Raw genomic sequence first — 16,156 nt, 5'->3', positions numbered from 1 at the left:
GATCCAGCAGCCCCAGCCGCGATTGGTGGAACGTTGTCCACCATGGCCCAATGGAAATCCTGCCTCGAATCAAGGATGCGACTTTAGCTTGCCCCCGTGCGTTAAATGACCTGATTTTTAAAAAATTCTTAATAACTATAAAAACCTCCTAATTCCGCTTGGGCACCATACGTCTTACGGCACACCGCCTTGACGCACCAAGAAATCGGAAGGTTCATGCTGGATTGCAGACTAAGCCCAGGCAGGCGGACGCACCTGAGTTGCCTCACGCGCCTCCCGCGACGGGAGTTTGTCTTCTCGCCCCGCTCGCATCTCCAGAAACCAAGTTTCACCGCGTCGCAGGACCTGCGTTGTCGGACGGGGCTCTCCGACGGCCACGCTCTGCTCCGCGGTTGGTCACGGGCCACGGTGATGCTGCTGGCTCTACTGACCGGGTGTACGACCCAGGGATCCTATCAGTCGACGCGTTTGGAGGCGCCCGAGGCTTGGACAATGCCCGCCCCGGAGACGGCAATAGCCATGCCCAGCGATGAAGCATGGTGGCGCCAACTTAAGGATCCGGCGGTTGATTTCTTGGCAGAAGCTGCTCTCAACGACAGTCCTAGCGTTGCGCAAGCCATTGCCAGGGTCGACGAGGCCCGTGCCCTGCTCGGGACAACCTCGGCGCAACGGATACCTTCGGTGGATGTCAACGGCAACACCACCCGGGGCCGCAGCCTAAACATCAACAGTGCATCAGGCGGCACAATCCTCAGCACGCAGAGCGGGGTCGGACCCGGGCTGTCCTGGGAAATCGACCTTTTCGGCCGGGTGCGCAACTCAGTGGAGGCCGGCAGACTGAGGATCCAGGCACGCGATGCCGATGCTAAGGCGGCCCGGCTGGCCCTGACCTCACAGATCGGCGACCTGGTGCTGGACTTGCGCGCCTGCGAGTTGTCCATTGCCGTGCTGCACGAGGAAATCGACTCGCGCGAAAAGACCCTGGCACTGACCCGACAGCGGCTGGATACCGGCTTCGTCGCGCCCATTGAAGAGGCTCGGGCGCAAAGCGGTCTGGCCAGCGCGCGCACGACGGTGGCCACGCGCCAGGAAACCTGCGCACGTCACATCAATGCACTGGTCGCCATCACCGGTCAGCCACGCGCCACAGTGCAAGGGGTGGTTACCGTGGACACTCAGGCGGCCGGCGTGGCACAACTGGTGACCGCCATCCCGCCGACTCCTGTCGTCCAACTGGCCATGCCGGCCACCATACTCGCGGCCCACCCGGCCGTTGTCGCTGCCGAACGCGAAGCGGCTGCGGCATGGTCGGAGATCGCGGTCGCGCGCGCCGAGCGCCTTCCCCGGCTCGATCTGTCGGCTGCGCTCAGTGGGCAATGGTTGCGGGCCGCAGGGCAGTCCGTGAGAGAGACCGTCTGGTCGCTCGGCCCGACGCTTGCTGCACCAGTCTTCGATGGAGGCCGCGGCGCGGCCAATGTCTCTGCTGCCCAAGCCCGCCATCGTGCGGCCGAGGCCAATCTGCGTCTGGTGGTGCGCGCCGCCGCACAGGATGTCGAGAACGCCATGGCCGCGATCGAATCAGCCGCCGCGCGCCGACGCAGCACGCTGGATGCCGTCACCGCCGCAGAGCGCGTGCTTGACGCGACGCAGGCGCGCTGGAACGCCGGTGCCGTGAGCCTGTTCGAGGTTGAAGATGCGCGCCGCCAGCTCGCCGACGCCCAGGACAGCGCCATCGCTGCTGCGTACGACAGCAATCGCGCCTGGATCGCGCTGGTCCGCGCCTCGGGCCACGCCACGGCGGCCACGCCGAGCGGCGCGCTGTCATGACGACGTCCATGCCATCTCCTAAGCCCATCATAGCCGCGGCGGCATCACGCCGCCGCCGGCTTATATGGGCCGCCGTTGCCGGTGCCGCCCTGGTGCTGCTCGGTGCCACCGCCTGGGGTGTCATGTCGCGCCCCGCCCCGCCGGCCCCGGCTCACAGCCAGGCTTCGCTGTCGGTGATGGCCACACTTCCCCGCAGGGTGCAGTGGATCAGCGCAATCGAGGCCAGCGGCGTGATCGCCCCCTGGCAGGAAGCCATCATCGGCGCGCAGACGTCCGGCCTGAGGATTGACCGGCTCGAGGTCGCGGTCGGTGACGTGGTGCGTCGCGGCCAACTCCTGGCACGATTCGACACGGCCACGCTCCGCGCCGAGGAGGCGCAACTGCAGGCCGCGTTGGCCCAGGCACAAGGCGTGGCGACGCAGGCCGATGCCAACCGCACCCGTGCGCTGCAACTCAAAGGCAGCGGTGGCATCAGCGATCAGGAGGTGCAGCGCTACGTCACCGAGGCCAATACTGCCATGGCCCAGGTCGTCACCGCGCGGGCCCAGCTGGAGGGCAAGCGCGTGCAGTTGCGCCAAGCAGACGTGGTTGCGCCGGACGATGGCGTGATCAGCGACCGTATCGCCACGCTGGGTGCGGTCGCCAACAACGGCCAGGAGCTGTTCCGCCTGGTACGCCAGAGAAGGCTCGAATGGCGGGGCGAGTTCACCTCCACGCAGATCGCCAGCATCGCCGTCGGCCAGGATGTCACGCTGCAACTGCCACAGAGCCGGTCCGCCAAGGCGCGCGTACGTCAGATTGCGCCGCTGCTGGACACGCGCTCGCGGCTGGGCCTGGTCTATGCGGACATCGAGCCGGGCAGCCTGGCGCGCGGCGGTATGTACGTGGACGGTCGTATCACGCTCGCGCCCGTAAGCTCCCCCGTCAAGCAGGCACTTCAAAAGTAGAACTTTCGGCGTGTTGGTTGCGGTACTCGACGGGGGTCATTCCGCCGAGCGAGTCGTGGGATCGCTCTTCGTTGTAATCGATCGTCCACCAGTGGGTGGCTTCGCGAACGTCGTCGAGACGGGCGAAGAGATGTCGGTCAAGCACTTCCTCGCGGAAGGTGCGATTGAAGCGTTCGATGAAGGCGTTCTGGTTCGGCTTTCCTGGCTGGATGTACTGCAGTGCGACGCCATTGGCCTTAAGCCAGTGGGCGAACGTCTCGCCCAGGAATTCAGGGCCGTTGTCCGAGCGCACCACCTGCGGCAAGCCATGATCGCGTTTGATCTGCTCGAACACACGCACCAGACGTTGCGAGTTGATCGAGGTATCCACCTCGATGTGCAGCGCCTCACGATTGAAATCATCGACAACGTTGAAGGTGCGAAATCTGCGGCCGCAGGTCAGCGCGTCACTCATGAAATCGACTGACCAGACGGTGTTTGGCAGCCTCGGCACGTAGAGCGGCACCCGCTCACGTTTGGGCAGGCGCTGCTTGGCCGCGCGGCGCAGGTTGAGATTCATCGCCTTGTACACGCGATAGATCCGTTTTGGATTCCAGGCCGGATGCCGCTTGCGGAGGTGGTCGCTGCACTTCCAGAAGCCGCGACTGGGGTGCGCGTCAACGAACCGCGCGATCTCGGCGATCAGCTCGGCATCGCGCACCGTCCAGTCCACAGGCGGCGCGTACCACGCCGCGCGCGACAACCCGACGCATGCACAGGACCGGCGCAACGGCCGCGCGTGGACCTCGACAAGGAACCGCACCGCCTCGCGCTTGCGCGCCGACCCTAGAGTTTTTTTGCGATCAGGTCCTTCATCGCCGCGTTGTCGAGCGCCAGCTCGGCATACATCCGCTTGAGCTTGGCGTTCTCGGACTCGAGCTCCTTGACGCGTCGAAGCTCGGAGGCCTCCAAGCCACCGTACTTGCTCTTCCACTGGTAGTAGGTCGCCGTGCTGATGCCGACTTGGCGGCAGATGTCTTTGACCGGTACGCCGGCGTCGGCTTGCTTGAGCGTCGCGATGATCTGCGTCTCGGTGAATTTCGATGTGCGCATGGAACCTCCTGACTGTGAAACGATGCCAGAAAGATCTACTTATGCGGTGTCTGCGGTGCGGGGGAGCTTACGCGCCCAGCGCGGCGCAGGTGCTACCGGCAACGAGCGTGGTGGTGCGTGACGGCCGCAGCATCGTCTTCCGCCTGGCCGGAACGGGCGACGAATCCAAGGTCGAGGCGCGGCCGGTCACCATCGGCCGCCGCCAGGGGGCCGAGGTCGAGATCCTGGATCCGCTCGCGGCTGACGAACGCATCGTTGCCCAGGGCGCCGGGCTGCTGGCCGACGGCGACACCGTGCGGGTCGAATCCGACGCGGCCGATACCGCGGGCTCGGCCGCATCGGGAGCTCAGCGATGAACTTCGCGACATGGTCCCTGCGCAACCCCATCCCAGCGGTCCTGTTGTTCATGCTGCTGACGCTGGCGGGCCTGTACGGCTTCCACCAGTTGCCGATCCAGGCGCTACCCGATATGGATCTGCCCTCGGTCAACGTGACGCTCTCCCAGCCGGGTGCGGCACCCGCCCAGCTTGAAACGGAAGTTGCGCGCAAGGTGGAGGACTCCATCGCCACGCTCAGCGGACTGCGCCACACGCGGACCACGATCACCGAGGGCCAAGTCCATCTCCAGGCCGAATTCGAGCTGGAGAAGCCGCTGTCCGACGCGCTGATCGAGACCAAGGATGCCGTCGACCGGGTGCGCTCGGACCTGCCGACGGATCTGCTACAGCCGGCCGTCAGTGCCCAGACGGTCAGCAGCAGCCCCATCCTGACCTATTCGGTCGGTTCCAAGACCATGGACGAAGTCGCGCTGTCCTGGTTCGTGGACGACACGCTGAGCAAGACCTTGTTCAACGTGCCGGGCGTAGGCGGAGTCAAGCGGCTGGGCGGCGTGCAGCGCGAGATCCGCGTCGACGTCGACCCGGTGCAGATGAATGCGCTTGGCGTCACCGCAGCCGACGTCTCGCGCGCGTTGCGCCGCACCCAGCAGGACTCCTCGGGCGGACGCGGCCAACTGGGCGGCGAAGAGCAGTCGCTGCGCACCGTGGCCACGGTGCGGCAGGCCGACGAACTGCGCGCCATGCCGGTCATTCTCGCCACCGGCGGCAAAGTCCGCCTGGATCAGGTGGCCTCGGTGCACGACACCGCCGTCGAACGCAGCCAGGCGGCGCTTCTGGACGGCAAGCCCGTCATCGGCTTTAGCATCCAGCGCACCAAGGGCTTCGACGAAACCCGCATCGCCGAAGGGGTGGCCGAAGCACTGCAGCAGCTTCAGGCCCAGCACACGTCGCTGCGAATCACCCCGATCTCGGGCAGCGTGGCCTACACCCTCGAACAGTTCAAGGGTTCGATGGCGATGCTCTACGAGGGTGCGCTCCTGGCCGTGCTGGTGGTCTGGCTGTTCCTGCGCGACTGGCGCGCCACGCTGGTTGCTGCCTCGGCGCTGCCGCTGTCGATCCTGCCGGCGTTCGCTGCGATGTGGTGGCTGGGCTACTCGCTCAACACCCTCACGCTGCTGGCGCTGGCGGTGGTCGTCGGCATTCTGGTGGACGACGCGATCGTCGAAGTCGAGAACGTCGAGCGCCACCGGCGCATGCGCAAGCCGACCATGCAGGCCACGGCCGACGCGGTTAACGAGATCGCGCTGGCGGTGATCGCCACCACGGCGACCCTGGTGGTGGTGTTCGTGCCCACCACGCTCATGGGTGGCGTGCCGGGCCTATTCTTCAAGCAGTTCGGTTGGACTGCGGTCATCGCCGTGCTCGCCTCGCTGATGGTTGCGCGCCTGATCACCCCCATCATGGCCGCCAAGCTGCTCAAGCCCGGCATGCACGCGGCCAACAAGCAGGACGGCCCGCTGATGCGCCGTTACCTGCGGGTGGTGGATTGGAGCCTGCACCACCGCGGCAAGACCATGGCCGCGGCCGCGGCCTTCTTCATCGGCTCGATAGCACTGCTGCCCTTTATCCCCACGGGGCTGGTACCTCCGTCGGACCGGGGCTTCACCACGGTGACCGTTGAGCTGGCACCGGGTAGTGCGCTCAATGACACCGTGGCCATTGCCGAGCGGGTACGCGCTGTGGTTCGCCAGTTGCCCGGCGTGCGGAGCGTCTTCACCACCGTAGGGGCCGCCGAGAGCGGCAGCGATGCGCAGGTGAGCGACGTGCGCAAGGGTGAGCTCACGCTGGTGCTGACCGCTCGCCGGGAGCGCGCCGTTCAGTCCGAGATCGAACAGGCCGTGCGTGATGCACTGGAGAAGGCCCCCGGTGCGCGCTTCACCGTCGGCGGCGGCTCTGGCGAGCAACTGCAGATGATCCTCGCCAGCGATAACGCCGGCGCGCTCAGGACCACGGTGGATGCTTTCACCCGGGAACTCCGGGCGGCCGGCCTGTCCGGCGTGCGCAGCACGGCCAGCCTGGAGCGCCCCGAGATCGTGGTAAGGCCGGATCTCAACCGGGCAGCCGAACACGGCGTGAGCAGTGCCGCCATCGGCGAGCTGATGCGTACGGCCACCAGCGGCGACTTCGACTCCCAATTGTCCAAGCTCAACCTGGACAACCGCCAAATAGGCATCCGGGTGCGCGTCCCCGACGCCGTGCGCCAGGACATCGCCGCACTGTCTGCCTTGCGCGTGGCCTCGCCTGATGGTCTGGTCCCACTCTCCAGCGTGGCTACCCTCGCCATGGAAAGTGGGCCGGCACAGATAGACCGCTACGACCGCAAGCGCTACGTCACCGTCACCGCTGAACTGGGCAACCATTCTCTGGGTGAGACCATCGCCATCACTAATGCATTGCCCTCCGTGCGTAACAGGGCCTCAAGCGTCTCGCTGATGCAGACGGGCGATGCCGAAGTGGCTGCGGAACTGTCATCCGGCCTGGTATGGGCGATCGTGATCGGCACCCTGTGCATGTACTGCGTGTTGATCCTGCTGTTCAAAGACTTCTTCCAGCCCGTCACGATACTGTCGGCGATCCCGCTGTCACTGGGCGGTGCCTTCGTTGCGCTGCTGCTGGCGGGCAGCGAGCTCGACGTGCCTTCGATGATCGGCCTGGTAATGCTGATGGGCATCGTCACCAAGAACTCGATCTTACTGGTCGAGTACGCGGTACTCGCGCGCAATGAGCATGGCCTTCCGGTGATCGATGCGCTACTCGACGCCTGCCATAAACGCGCCCGCCCCATTGTCATGACAACCGTCGCGATGATCGCCGGCATGTTGCCGATCGCCCTCGGCTTAGGTTCGGACGCAAGCTTCCGCCAGCCCATGGCAATCGCGGTGATCGGCGGCCTGATCACCTCCACCTTGCTGAGCTTGGTGATAGTGCCCGCAGTTTTTAGCTACATCCACGACCTTGAGAGCTGGCTCGCCCATCGCTTCAAGCCATCCGCGACTAACGGCTTACCGCCGTCGGAAGGCTCGATCTCTGGGGGGCGTCCATGAGTCTGCGGCACGCTTTGATGACATACCCAACAGGCGAACACCTCGCACACGTTCTTCGGAGCCAAGCGGCCCCGCTTCACCGCGATACCCCCCCAACCGCCACAGAAAGGAGCAGACCATGTCTCATCATCAGTTTTCGCATCGCCAACATGCATTGTGGACGCGGAGTTTCATCGCCGCCACGGCGCTCGCCACTGCCTGGGTGCCGTCGGCTTTCGCACAAGATACCCAGCGCAACGAAGAAGGTGCTCGATGGTCAGCGGGCATAGGAGCTGTCGTTCTAGACCAGCCCTACCGTGACTTTGATCGCGAGATATTTCCGCTTCCGATTATCTCTTATGAGAGCAAGTGGATCAGTGCAACAGTCCCGGTCTTAGATTTCAAGTTTTTCTCTACCGAGAACCTTTCACTGCGTGCCCGCGTCCGCTTGTCCGGTGACGGTTATAACGCTGATGATTCACCCTTCATGACCGGAATGGATGACCGCAGCCGTAGTTTATGGGCCGGCGGAGCACTCATCTGGAAAACCGAGCTTGCCAATCTCAGTGCTGAAGTCCTCGCCGACACAATGGGCAATAGCAAGGGCGCAAGGGCAAAAGTTCAAATAGATCGACGCTTTTCGGCTGGGAAGTTCGGCTTCACGCCGCGCCTTGCTGCCGAATGGGTTGATGACAAATTCGTTGACTACTACTACGGCGTGCGGCAATCCGAAGCGCTGGCTGGGCGGCCATTTTACGAAGGCACAGCAACAACCAATATTCAGTTCGGCCTACGCATGGATTACCTGCCATCACGCCACCACGCCATGTTCATCGATCTTGGCGCCACACGCGTAGGCAGCACCATCGAGGACAGCCCGCTAGTGGACAAGACCACCAGTACGACGATCGCCCTCGGTTACGCGTACCGCTTCTAACAAATAATTTCTCCAAGGAGATTGTAATGAAGAGCTTTCAGCCCCTGCTACTAGCAGCGATTGCGGTCTGCACAAGCGCCCATGCGGGAAATTCGGGCAAGCAGACAATTGCAAGTGTTCCAGACAACGCGGCGATGCCGATCGCCCCCCAAGATCAGACCCTACATGAGCGCCACGACGAGGTACAGGGAAGCGCTGCATTGGGCGCTACGGAAGCCGCTGCCCAGCCGACGCCGCCACCAACTGTCGGCAATGGTCCCGAAATAATCACGCAAGCCGAGCAGGACGCTGAGACGCTGTACAGCCAGCCAGTGCGCGATCCATGGGAAGGCTTTAACCGCAAGATGCATGGCTTCAACAACGTGGTTGATAGATTCGTCATCCGGCCCGTGGCGATCGGCTATGACAAGATCGCGCCGGATCCGGTGCAGGCGGGCGTGTCGCGGATCTTTGGAAATCTCCGCCTCCCTACCACCGCTTTGAACCAACTGCTGCAGGGCCGCCCAAGCGAGGCCGGCCAATCGCTTGGGCGATTCGTCGTCAACTCAACTGCAGGTATCGGCGGCGTGTTTGATCCAGCAAGACGCATCGGCATGCCTAAGCCTGATGGCGAGGATCTCGGCCAGACCTTAGCTACTTGGGGGTGGCGGAACTCACGCTATCTTGTGATGCCAATCATGGGGCCGCGCACGGTGCGTGATGCCTTCGGCGGCTTCGGTGACCAGCAACTCTCTGTCATCAACCAAATCGAAAATTCAAGCGTCGCCGACAAATTGCAGATCATGCAGCTAGTGGATGTGCGTGCGCAGCTGCTCCCAATGGACAAAATGCGTCAGGATGCAACAGATGACTATGCCTTCGTACGCGACACCTGGGCACAACGGCGTAATCATCAAATTGAGCAAGATCTAAGAAGCAATCGCGTCGATTAATCGAGACCGGCGCAGACTCGAAGCACCGCGTTGTCGCGCCCTCCATTTTGAGTGGCGCGACATTCGGCCATCCGCAGCCGTTCAGCGATGCAGCAGTAGGTATTCTGCTGACCAAGATGTAAATCCCAAACGACGTCTACCAATCTATGCGAGCAACCCACCTCATATTTCGCCAGCTATGACTGATACCGGTTAGCTTGTACAGCAAGACTTAGAGCTTGGCTAAAAACTTATTATTAACGATGTCAGTTTATGGTAAAAAATCAATACTAGAAACAAGCCAATGGTCTTTTTTAGGCTTAGGTAGCACCGGGATAAAAAGCCGATTTTAGGCTAGAAGGGGCGGCAGCGGACCGACTCGCGCGCACAGAAGAGCCGAACTGCGACACACGCGCCTGGCGTGGAGAAATAACATTGCGCTTATGCCATTGGTCCCAAGCCAATCCTGAACAGAAACGCATCACTAAAACGGAACCAAAAAACTCTTAAAACATAAAAATATTCCACCCCGTAAGATCATCCGTGCACGCTCCGCAGAAATCTCCATTCACACATGTCCACTTGGGACACTCGAAATCCACCTGACTACTGCGTTATCGCCATCGCATTTCCTGGAGCGCATCATGTCTTCTAAAAACAACACTAAATCACTGGTGAAAATTAATTTCGGCAAAAATCACCAGGCTTGGCGTGATTTACCAGACCTCTACCACTACTACTCTCGACGCAGGCGCCTAATCCATCTTCGTTGGCTGGCGTGCATAGCGGCCGCCGGAATGATTTTTTTATTATCTCCGCTAATTCGGGAATATATTTCCCATATTCTAAGCAAGTAGATTATACCTACAATCCTCGAACTGCAGCCGGCGTACTCAGCAAGCAAGTTAAATTTCTGGAATTTGGAAAAAATTTTTCTATTACGGCGATCTATAGAAAGCGCTGCCGATACTACGCACCTACATTTGCCGCGCGATACCCAGAATCTGGCAATTGCATCTCCGGCACTAGCCATCATTTCGACGAGTTGCTGGTACACCAACCACTGCAGGCGCCGGAACCTACGTATTGCGGTCAAAATTTTGGACTGCGATCTTCTAGAGCGATGATCCTACTGTCCAGTGTCCGCACAGAAGATTGCGTGCATGGCGCTCAACAAGGCAGCCACCTTTGGATCGGCCATGCGGTAGATGATGGATCTGGACTCGCGTCGAGTAAGGACTAAGTTCCGCTGCCGCAGGTCGGCCAGTTGCTGGGACAGGGCCGGTTGCCGGATGCCCGTCGTCGCTTCCAGGCCGCTGACGGTGGATTCGCCCTGCGACAACTGGCAAAGCAGCAGCAGGCGTGACGGGGTGGCCATGAAGCGTAGCAGCTCGGCGACTTCCGGCACGCGCTCCTTCATGGCGGCAAGATCACTGACGGTGAGAGTGGTTTCGGTCACGAGTCGCGGAGCAATGCAGATCAGGGGGTACTAGGGTAATAGCTAAGCCCTGCGGCGACTGAACGAGCAAATACGCGCCACCCCAATAGTTGCACTGTATATGAAAGTATGAAATTCTTCTTTCACTTTTACTGGGCGCCATAAACGTGAGCACGTCTTTCGCATCAGATGCCTCATTGAACACGGCTCGCACCGTCGTCGGCGACACCCACTCCGGCAGCGCGCCCGCGCCACAGGTGAAGACGTTCTTCGACCCTGCGACCTTTACCGCCAGCCATGTGGTCCGAGATCCTCGCTCGTCGGCCTGCGCCATCATCGACACCGTTCTCGACTTCGACATGGCTTCCGGCCGAACGGCAACCGGCTCCGCTGCGGCACTGGTGCAATACGTGCGTGACGAGGGCCTGCAGGTGCAGTGGCTGCTCGAAACACATGCACACGCCGACCATCTGTCGGCTGCGCCGTGGCTGCAGCAGCAGGTGGGCGGACAGCTTGCCATCGGCGCACACATCACCCGCGTGCAGGACACCTTCGGCAACATTTTCAACGCTGGTGCGGATTTCAGCCGTGATGGCAGCCAGTTCGACCATCTTTTTGCCGACGGTGCAGCATTCGCCATAGGACATCTGCAAGCGGTGGCGCTGCATGTTCCTGGGCACACGCCAGCGTGCATGGCCTACGTCATCGGCGATGCAGTGTTTCCGGGCGACACCTTGTTCATGCCGGACTACGGCACTGCCCGCTGCGACTTTCCGGGTGGCTCAGCCCGTCAGCTCTATCGCTCCATCCAACGGTTGCTGGGTCTGCCGGACGCCACCCGGGTTTTCGTGTGCCACGACTACAAGGCCGCCGGCCGGGACCGGTTTGCTTGGGAGACGACGATCGGCGCCCAACGCAGTGCGAACGTGCATGTGCACGAGGGGGTCTCCGAGGACATGTTCGTCGAGATGCGGGAGAAGCGCGACGCCACCCTTCCCATGCCGCGACTGCTGCTTCCGTCGGTACAGGTCAACATGCGTGCCGGCCATATGCCCGCGCCGGACGACAACGGTGTGCGTTACCTGAAGCTGCCGTTGGACCTGCTATGACTCTGCCCCCGCTTGCATGGTACTTGCCCCTGATCGGCGGTCTGATGATCGGTACCGCCTCGGGCGCCTATCTGCTGCTCGTCGGCCGTATCGCTGGCATCTCCGGTCTGCTCGCCGACGCGCTCGGCCTGCAGGCTGGCGGCGCGCGTTCGCTGTCCGCCCTGTTCCTGGCCGGGCTTCTGACCAGCGCAGGTGTGGCATTGGCGATCAAGCCAATTGCGCTTGCGTCGTTGACCGGCACCGGCGCGCCGGTACTGATCCTGGCCGGCCTGCTGGTTGGCTATGGAACCCGTCTGGGTGCTGGCTGCACCAGCGGGCACGGGGTCAGCGGGCTGGCAAGGCTGTCGCCGCGCTCCATGGTTGCCACCACCGTGTTCATGCTGCTGGGCATGGCAACGGTGACGGTCGTGCGGGTCGTCGCCGGAACCGGCGCATGATCCGCTTGACCGCCTTTCTCTGCGGGGCGTTGTTCGGACTGGGCTTGGTGGTGTCGGACATGGCCAATCCTGCGCGCGTGCTTGCCTTCCTCGATGTCTTCGGCGCCTGGGATTGGTCACTGGCGCTGGTGATGGCGGGCGCATTGATCCCGTCGGCCATCGCCTATCGATGGGTGCGCGCACGCAGCATCCCCGTGCTTGCTGCGGCACTGCAGCTGCCGCGGCAACGGCAGATCGACCGCAGGCTGGTTATCGGTGCAGCGCTGTTCGGCATCGGCTGGGGATTGGCCGGGCTCTGCCCGGGCCCGGCCATCGCACTGCTGGCGACCGGCCAGGCGTTCGCACTGGTCTTTGTTGCGTCGCTGGTGGCCGGAGTACTTCTCCACGCACTCCTCCACCGCACGCGCAGGAAAGGCCCCCCATGAAACTTCGATCGCTCTCACCGAATCTGCTCGTGACCGATCAGTTGCGTCCTGCCGATCTCCCCGCGCTGGCCAGACAGGGTGTCGCAAGCGTTGTCTGCAACAGGCCAGACGGCGAGCAGCCGAACCAACCCGATCACCTGGCCATGCAGGCAGCCTGCACGCGCGCAGGTATGAGCTTCGCCTATCTGCCCGTCGTGGCTGGCGCCATTTCTGATTGCCAGGTGCGGCAGTTCTGTGAGTTGCTGCAGCAGCTGCCAGCTCCGGTTACCGCCTATTGCAGGACCGGTACGCGCTCGACGTCGTTGTGGGCTCTTGGGCAGGTACGCACTGCCGGACTCACGACCGACCAGGTCCTGTCCGTCGCCTACGGCGCAGGTTACGACCTTTCCGCCCTCACTCCGCGCCTTCGTTGCGACGCGTCGTCCAGCCCTGAGTAGCCATTGACCATGCAGACCCTTTCACTGCTGCAGCTGTCGCTGGGCGGGCTCTCCGGAATTCTGATCGGTTTCGTGCTGGGACTGGTCGGCGGCGGAGGCTCCATTCTCGCTGTCCCGTTGATGCTCTACCTGGTCGGTGTCGATAATCCGCATGTGGCCATCGGGACGAGCGCGCTGGCGGTTGCGGCCAACGCGCTTTCCAACCTGTTCGTGCATGCCAGCCGTGGCAACGTCAGGTGGCCGTGTGCCTGGGTCTTCGCCCTGGCCGGCGTCGCCGGCGCCTACCTCGGCTCGACCCTGGGCAAGGCCTTCGACGGACAGCGACTGCTGGCCCTGTTCGCAGTGCTGATGGTGGTGATCGGCTTGCGCATGCTGCGCAGGCGCAACGTACAGGAGGATGCGAATGCCCGACTCGGCAAGGGCAATGCGCCCGCGCTGATCGGGCTGGGGACGATCGCCGGCGGGTTTTCCGGCTTCTTTGGCATCGGTGGAGGGTTCCTTATCGTGCCAGGCCTGATGACCGCCACCGGTATGCCAATGCTGGCAGCGGTAGGCAGCTCGCTCGTGGCTGTCTCAGCCTTCGGTCTGACCACCGCGCTGAACTACGCGCACTCCGGGCTGGTGAACTGGTCACTCGCTGCAGCATTGATCGTCGCCGGCAGCGTAGGAGGCGTTGCGGGAGCGCGTGCAGCGACTGCGTTAGCCGCACATCGGGGATTACTCAACAAGGCGTTTGCACTACTCATCTTTATCACTGCGGGCTATGTGCTCTGGCGGGTGCTCTAAGACTTGCAGCGGCCCTTACCACGACAGGTCCACGCAGTAGCACAACCAACAGCCGGCAGCAGGCCTGTCCTCATCCGATGAAGCTTATTGACCGCGCAGATTACCCGTATGCCGTCGTGAAGCGCGAGCAGCCTATCGGCTGGCTCGGTGACTCCGATGAAATCGCGCAGGCAGTAATCTGGCTCTGTAACCCCGGCGCGAAGTGCCCTTGCAGAATACTCTCAGCCTACCTGCCGATGTGCCCGCAAACCTTCTAAATAATCAGCCCACGCCTGCATCATCTTCTTGCGCTCTGGCAGGTGCGCCGTGCGGTTGTAGGCTCGCCCCAATGGATCACGCACGGCATGCGCAAGCTGGTGCTCGATGTAGTCGGGGCGAAACCCCAAAACTTCATCCAGCACGGTGCGCGCCATTGCACGAAAGCCGTGACCTACAATGGTTTCGCCGTCGAAACCCAAATTGCGGAGCGCGGCATTGACCGTGTTCTCGCTCATGGGGCGATCGGCGCTACGCACCCCGGGAAACACGTAGTCGCTGCGCTTGGTCAGTGGCCACAGTTCCTCAAGCACTGCCACTGCTTGTGCGGACAAAGGAACGATATGCGCGGTCTTGGTCTTGCTGGTGACGTAGCGCCACTCGCCGGCTTCCAAGTCGATATCCGTCCACTTGGCCTGCCGCAGTTCGCCAGGGCGTACAAAAAGCATGGGAGCCAGCTTGAGGGCCGCGCAGGTCACAGGCGAGCCCCGGTAAGCCCACAGCGCGCGTAGAAGCTCGCCAATTCGCCCAGGCTCGGTCAGGCTTGCGAAGTGCTTGGTTTGCGGCTGCTCCAATGCACCCACAAGGTCTTCAGCAGGATTTCGCTGAGCCCTGCCCGTCACAATCGCGTACCGGAAAACTCGTCCTGCATGAGACCTCGCGCGGTGGGCAGTCTCCACCACGCCCCTCTGCTCCAGCTTCCTCAGAGCAGCCAGAAGAATGGGAGCACTGACATCAGTGATCGGCATGTCAGCAATAAAAGCCAAATCCTTCTCGATAAGACGGCGCTCTCGCTTTACCGAACCTGGACCTAGCCCCTCCTTAGCTCGCTTAGCCAGCAGCTCAAGCGCAATGGTTCCGAATGTAGTGTTCGCGCGCTCGGCTTGGACCGCTCGCTCATTCCGAGCGACATGGGCCGGGTTAGCTCCACCCTTCAGCAGCATGCGTAGCTTGTCGCGCTCTGCACGAGCCTGCATCAGTGAAAGCGCCGGGTACTCGTCGATGGTCACAATGCTTGGCTTGCCTGCATACCGGTAGCGATACCGCCAAACCTTTGCACCAGTGGCACGCACCTCAATGCACAAACCGTTTGAGTCAGCTACCCGAAAGGCAGCATCCCTAGGTTTAAGGGCACGAAGCTTGGCGTCTGTAAGCATGTGAGTCAGGAACCTGTGAGTCAGGCCAGTGAGATGCGACGAGGTGACTCACAGCCTGACTCACTTCATACCTGGATGCAACTGGATACAGCTGGATCTCACAAGACCTGGTAATGGCGCTTTTTAGCGGATTTCCTGCAGTTCCCGGACTACATCAGACGTTCTTGAACTGAAATTTGGTGGGCCCACCAGGATTCGAACCTGGAACCAAAGGATTATGAGTCCTCTGCTCTAACCGTTGAGCTATAGGCCCGGCAGGGTGGGTGGCGAGATGCGGGGCATGTCGGACCGTCCAGCTGAGGCGAAAGTTTACCTGCCCGCGCGCGTCGCTGTCTGCTGACATCAGGCATCGATGAGAAGAAGCGCCCGCACCCACCCGTGCCCGCACATGCCCACACAAAAAAGCCCGGCGCGAGCCGGGGCCTCTAAATTTGTATGCGATCAGTGTGCTTTGCGCACCATTCTCGGTAGACAACCCGGATCGACAAGCACCTCAGCAATCCCGAATCTCCACTCCCCAATCCCGGCTACTAAGCACCTCAAGCTGCGCATCGACCAACTGCCGGCCTGCACGGAATCCCTGCGCGATGGCTTCCTGGTAGGTCTCCCATCCCTGTTCCCGGCCACCGATGCGTGGCTGGCGTTTGCCGCCCAGTGCATACACGTCGACCCACAGCGTCCACCTGGCGCCCGGGGACGCCTGCTCGGTGCGTACGCGAATCTCGTGCTCGCGGTATGTGGTGGTTTCAAAGCGGCTTTGCCTGCTCATACGACGGCCTCGTTCCATTCGTCCATCAACTTAGAAGCCACGGCTAGAACGTCACGTGAGTCAGGCAGAAACATCGGCTTCATGTTGCGCCGCTGTCTGGCTTCGTCGCCGGGGCGTGAATGTCGCCTGCGCCATCCCCGGCGCGTTGGTGCTTCGGCGACGTCCACCCGGCCAAGCATAGCTCGCGGTATGCCCCACAACGCAACAG

At 62.2% G+C, this 16,156-nt stretch carries 15 protein-coding genes and 1 tRNA gene; 11 read left to right on the top strand and 5 right to left on the bottom strand.

The genetic code is table 11. The features are described from left to right. The first annotated feature begins 216 nt into the window (after positions 1-216). Positions 217-1,827 carry an efflux transporter outer membrane subunit gene (locus XARJCFBP2528_RS15505; protein ID WP_308409866.1) on the top strand — a complete coding sequence of 537 codons (1,611 nt, stop codon included), beginning with the start codon at positions 217-219 and terminating at the stop codon, positions 1,825-1,827. Then, positions 1,824-2,774, top strand: coding sequence for an efflux RND transporter periplasmic adaptor subunit (locus tag XARJCFBP2528_RS15500; RefSeq protein WP_211257630.1), 951 nt, complete (start codon positions 1,824-1,826; stop codon positions 2,772-2,774). Before XARJCFBP2528_RS15505 ends, XARJCFBP2528_RS15500 begins: the two co-directional genes overlap by 4 nt. Here the strand turns inward: XARJCFBP2528_RS15500 and XARJCFBP2528_RS22705 are convergent. Next, positions 2,752-3,866, bottom strand: a protein-coding gene (locus XARJCFBP2528_RS22705; protein ID WP_169751464.1) for an IS3 family transposase whose coding sequence is annotated in 2 segments (ribosomal slippage) — positions 2,752-3,614 and positions 3,614-3,866 — 1,116 coding nt in all. Because the reading frame shifts where the segments join, the coding sequence is not laid out codon by codon here. The two genes, XARJCFBP2528_RS15500 and XARJCFBP2528_RS22705, sit on opposite strands and share 23 nt — an antisense overlap. A gap of 107 nt (positions 3,867-3,973) precedes the next feature. Between XARJCFBP2528_RS22705 and XARJCFBP2528_RS15485 the strand changes: the two genes are divergently transcribed. The 4 genes from XARJCFBP2528_RS15485 (at position 3,974) to XARJCFBP2528_RS15470 (ending at position 9,156) form a co-directional block, all read left to right on the top strand. After that, complete coding sequence (locus tag XARJCFBP2528_RS15485) at positions 3,974-4,222, top strand: permuted SH3 domain-containing protein (protein ID WP_047124868.1); 249 nt, start codon at positions 3,974-3,976, stop codon at positions 4,220-4,222. Continuing rightward, a complete protein-coding gene (locus XARJCFBP2528_RS15480; protein ID WP_016902482.1) occupies positions 4,219-7,308 on the top strand; it encodes an efflux RND transporter permease subunit in 3,090 nt (1,029 codons plus the stop codon). Before XARJCFBP2528_RS15485 ends, XARJCFBP2528_RS15480 begins: the two co-directional genes overlap by 4 nt. Before the next feature lie 118 nt (positions 7,309-7,426). Next, a complete protein-coding gene (locus XARJCFBP2528_RS15475; RefSeq protein ID WP_049805026.1) occupies positions 7,427-8,224 on the top strand; it encodes a MipA/OmpV family protein in 798 nt (265 codons plus the stop codon). 26 nt (positions 8,225-8,250) lie between these two features. Continuing rightward, positions 8,251-9,156 (top strand): MlaA family lipoprotein, encoded by a 906-nt coding sequence (locus XARJCFBP2528_RS15470; protein WP_016902484.1) that lies wholly within the window; start codon positions 8,251-8,253, stop codon positions 9,154-9,156. Between the two features lie 1,108 nt (positions 9,157-10,264). On the opposite strand, the gene XARJCFBP2528_RS15465 is transcribed toward XARJCFBP2528_RS15470, so the two are convergent. Next, on the bottom strand, positions 10,265-10,555 hold the full coding sequence (locus tag XARJCFBP2528_RS15465) for an ArsR/SmtB family transcription factor (protein WP_026064318.1): 291 nt from the start codon (positions 10,553-10,555) through the stop codon (positions 10,265-10,267). Between the two features lie 215 nt (positions 10,556-10,770). Between XARJCFBP2528_RS15465 and XARJCFBP2528_RS15460 the strand changes: the two genes are divergently transcribed. Genes XARJCFBP2528_RS15460 through XARJCFBP2528_RS15440 form a run of 5 tightly spaced genes read left to right on the top strand, consistent with a single transcriptional unit; the run spans position 10,771 to position 13,767 of the window. Further along, a complete protein-coding gene (locus XARJCFBP2528_RS15460) occupies positions 10,771-11,682 on the top strand; it encodes an MBL fold metallo-hydrolase (protein WP_016902486.1) in 912 nt (303 codons plus the stop codon). Next, positions 11,679-12,119 (top strand): YeeE/YedE family protein, encoded by a 441-nt coding sequence (locus tag XARJCFBP2528_RS15455; protein ID WP_016902487.1) that lies wholly within the window; start codon positions 11,679-11,681, stop codon positions 12,117-12,119. The genes XARJCFBP2528_RS15460 and XARJCFBP2528_RS15455 overlap by 4 nt, the downstream gene beginning before the upstream one ends. After that, a complete protein-coding gene (locus tag XARJCFBP2528_RS15450) occupies positions 12,116-12,544 on the top strand; it encodes a DUF6691 family protein (RefSeq protein ID WP_026064320.1) in 429 nt (142 codons plus the stop codon). Before XARJCFBP2528_RS15455 ends, XARJCFBP2528_RS15450 begins: the two co-directional genes overlap by 4 nt. Beyond that, entirely contained in the window at positions 12,541-12,981 is a 441-nt protein-coding gene (locus XARJCFBP2528_RS15445; RefSeq protein ID WP_026064321.1) for a protein tyrosine phosphatase family protein, read from the top strand. Before XARJCFBP2528_RS15450 ends, XARJCFBP2528_RS15445 begins: the two co-directional genes overlap by 4 nt. Before the next feature lie 24 nt (positions 12,982-13,005). Then, positions 13,006-13,767 carry a sulfite exporter TauE/SafE family protein gene (locus tag XARJCFBP2528_RS15440; RefSeq protein WP_026064322.1) on the top strand — a complete coding sequence of 254 codons (762 nt, stop codon included), beginning with the start codon at positions 13,006-13,008 and terminating at the stop codon, positions 13,765-13,767. 221 nt (positions 13,768-13,988) lie between these two features. Here the strand turns inward: XARJCFBP2528_RS15440 and XARJCFBP2528_RS15435 are convergent, their stop codons facing one another. The 3 genes from XARJCFBP2528_RS15435 to XARJCFBP2528_RS15425 form a co-directional block, all read right to left on the bottom strand. Further along, positions 13,989-15,179, bottom strand: a complete 1,191-nt coding sequence (locus XARJCFBP2528_RS15435; RefSeq protein WP_026064323.1) for a tyrosine-type recombinase/integrase — start codon at positions 15,177-15,179, stop codon at positions 13,989-13,991. A 177-nt stretch (positions 15,180-15,356) separates the two neighbouring features. Beyond that, a tRNA-Ile gene (locus tag XARJCFBP2528_RS15430) sits at positions 15,357-15,432 on the bottom strand. 240 nt (positions 15,433-15,672) lie between these two features. Then, positions 15,673-15,948, bottom strand: coding sequence for a hypothetical protein (locus tag XARJCFBP2528_RS15425; RefSeq protein WP_016902492.1), 276 nt, complete (start codon positions 15,946-15,948; stop codon positions 15,673-15,675). Positions 15,949-16,156: the final 208 nt, after the last annotated feature.

Origin of the sequence: Xanthomonas arboricola pv. juglandis (genome assembly GCF_001013475.1) — a bacterium.
Classification (GTDB): Bacteria; Pseudomonadota; Gammaproteobacteria; order Xanthomonadales; family Xanthomonadaceae; genus Xanthomonas; species Xanthomonas arboricola.
This window is presented reverse-complemented; position numbering and strand designations above follow the sequence as displayed.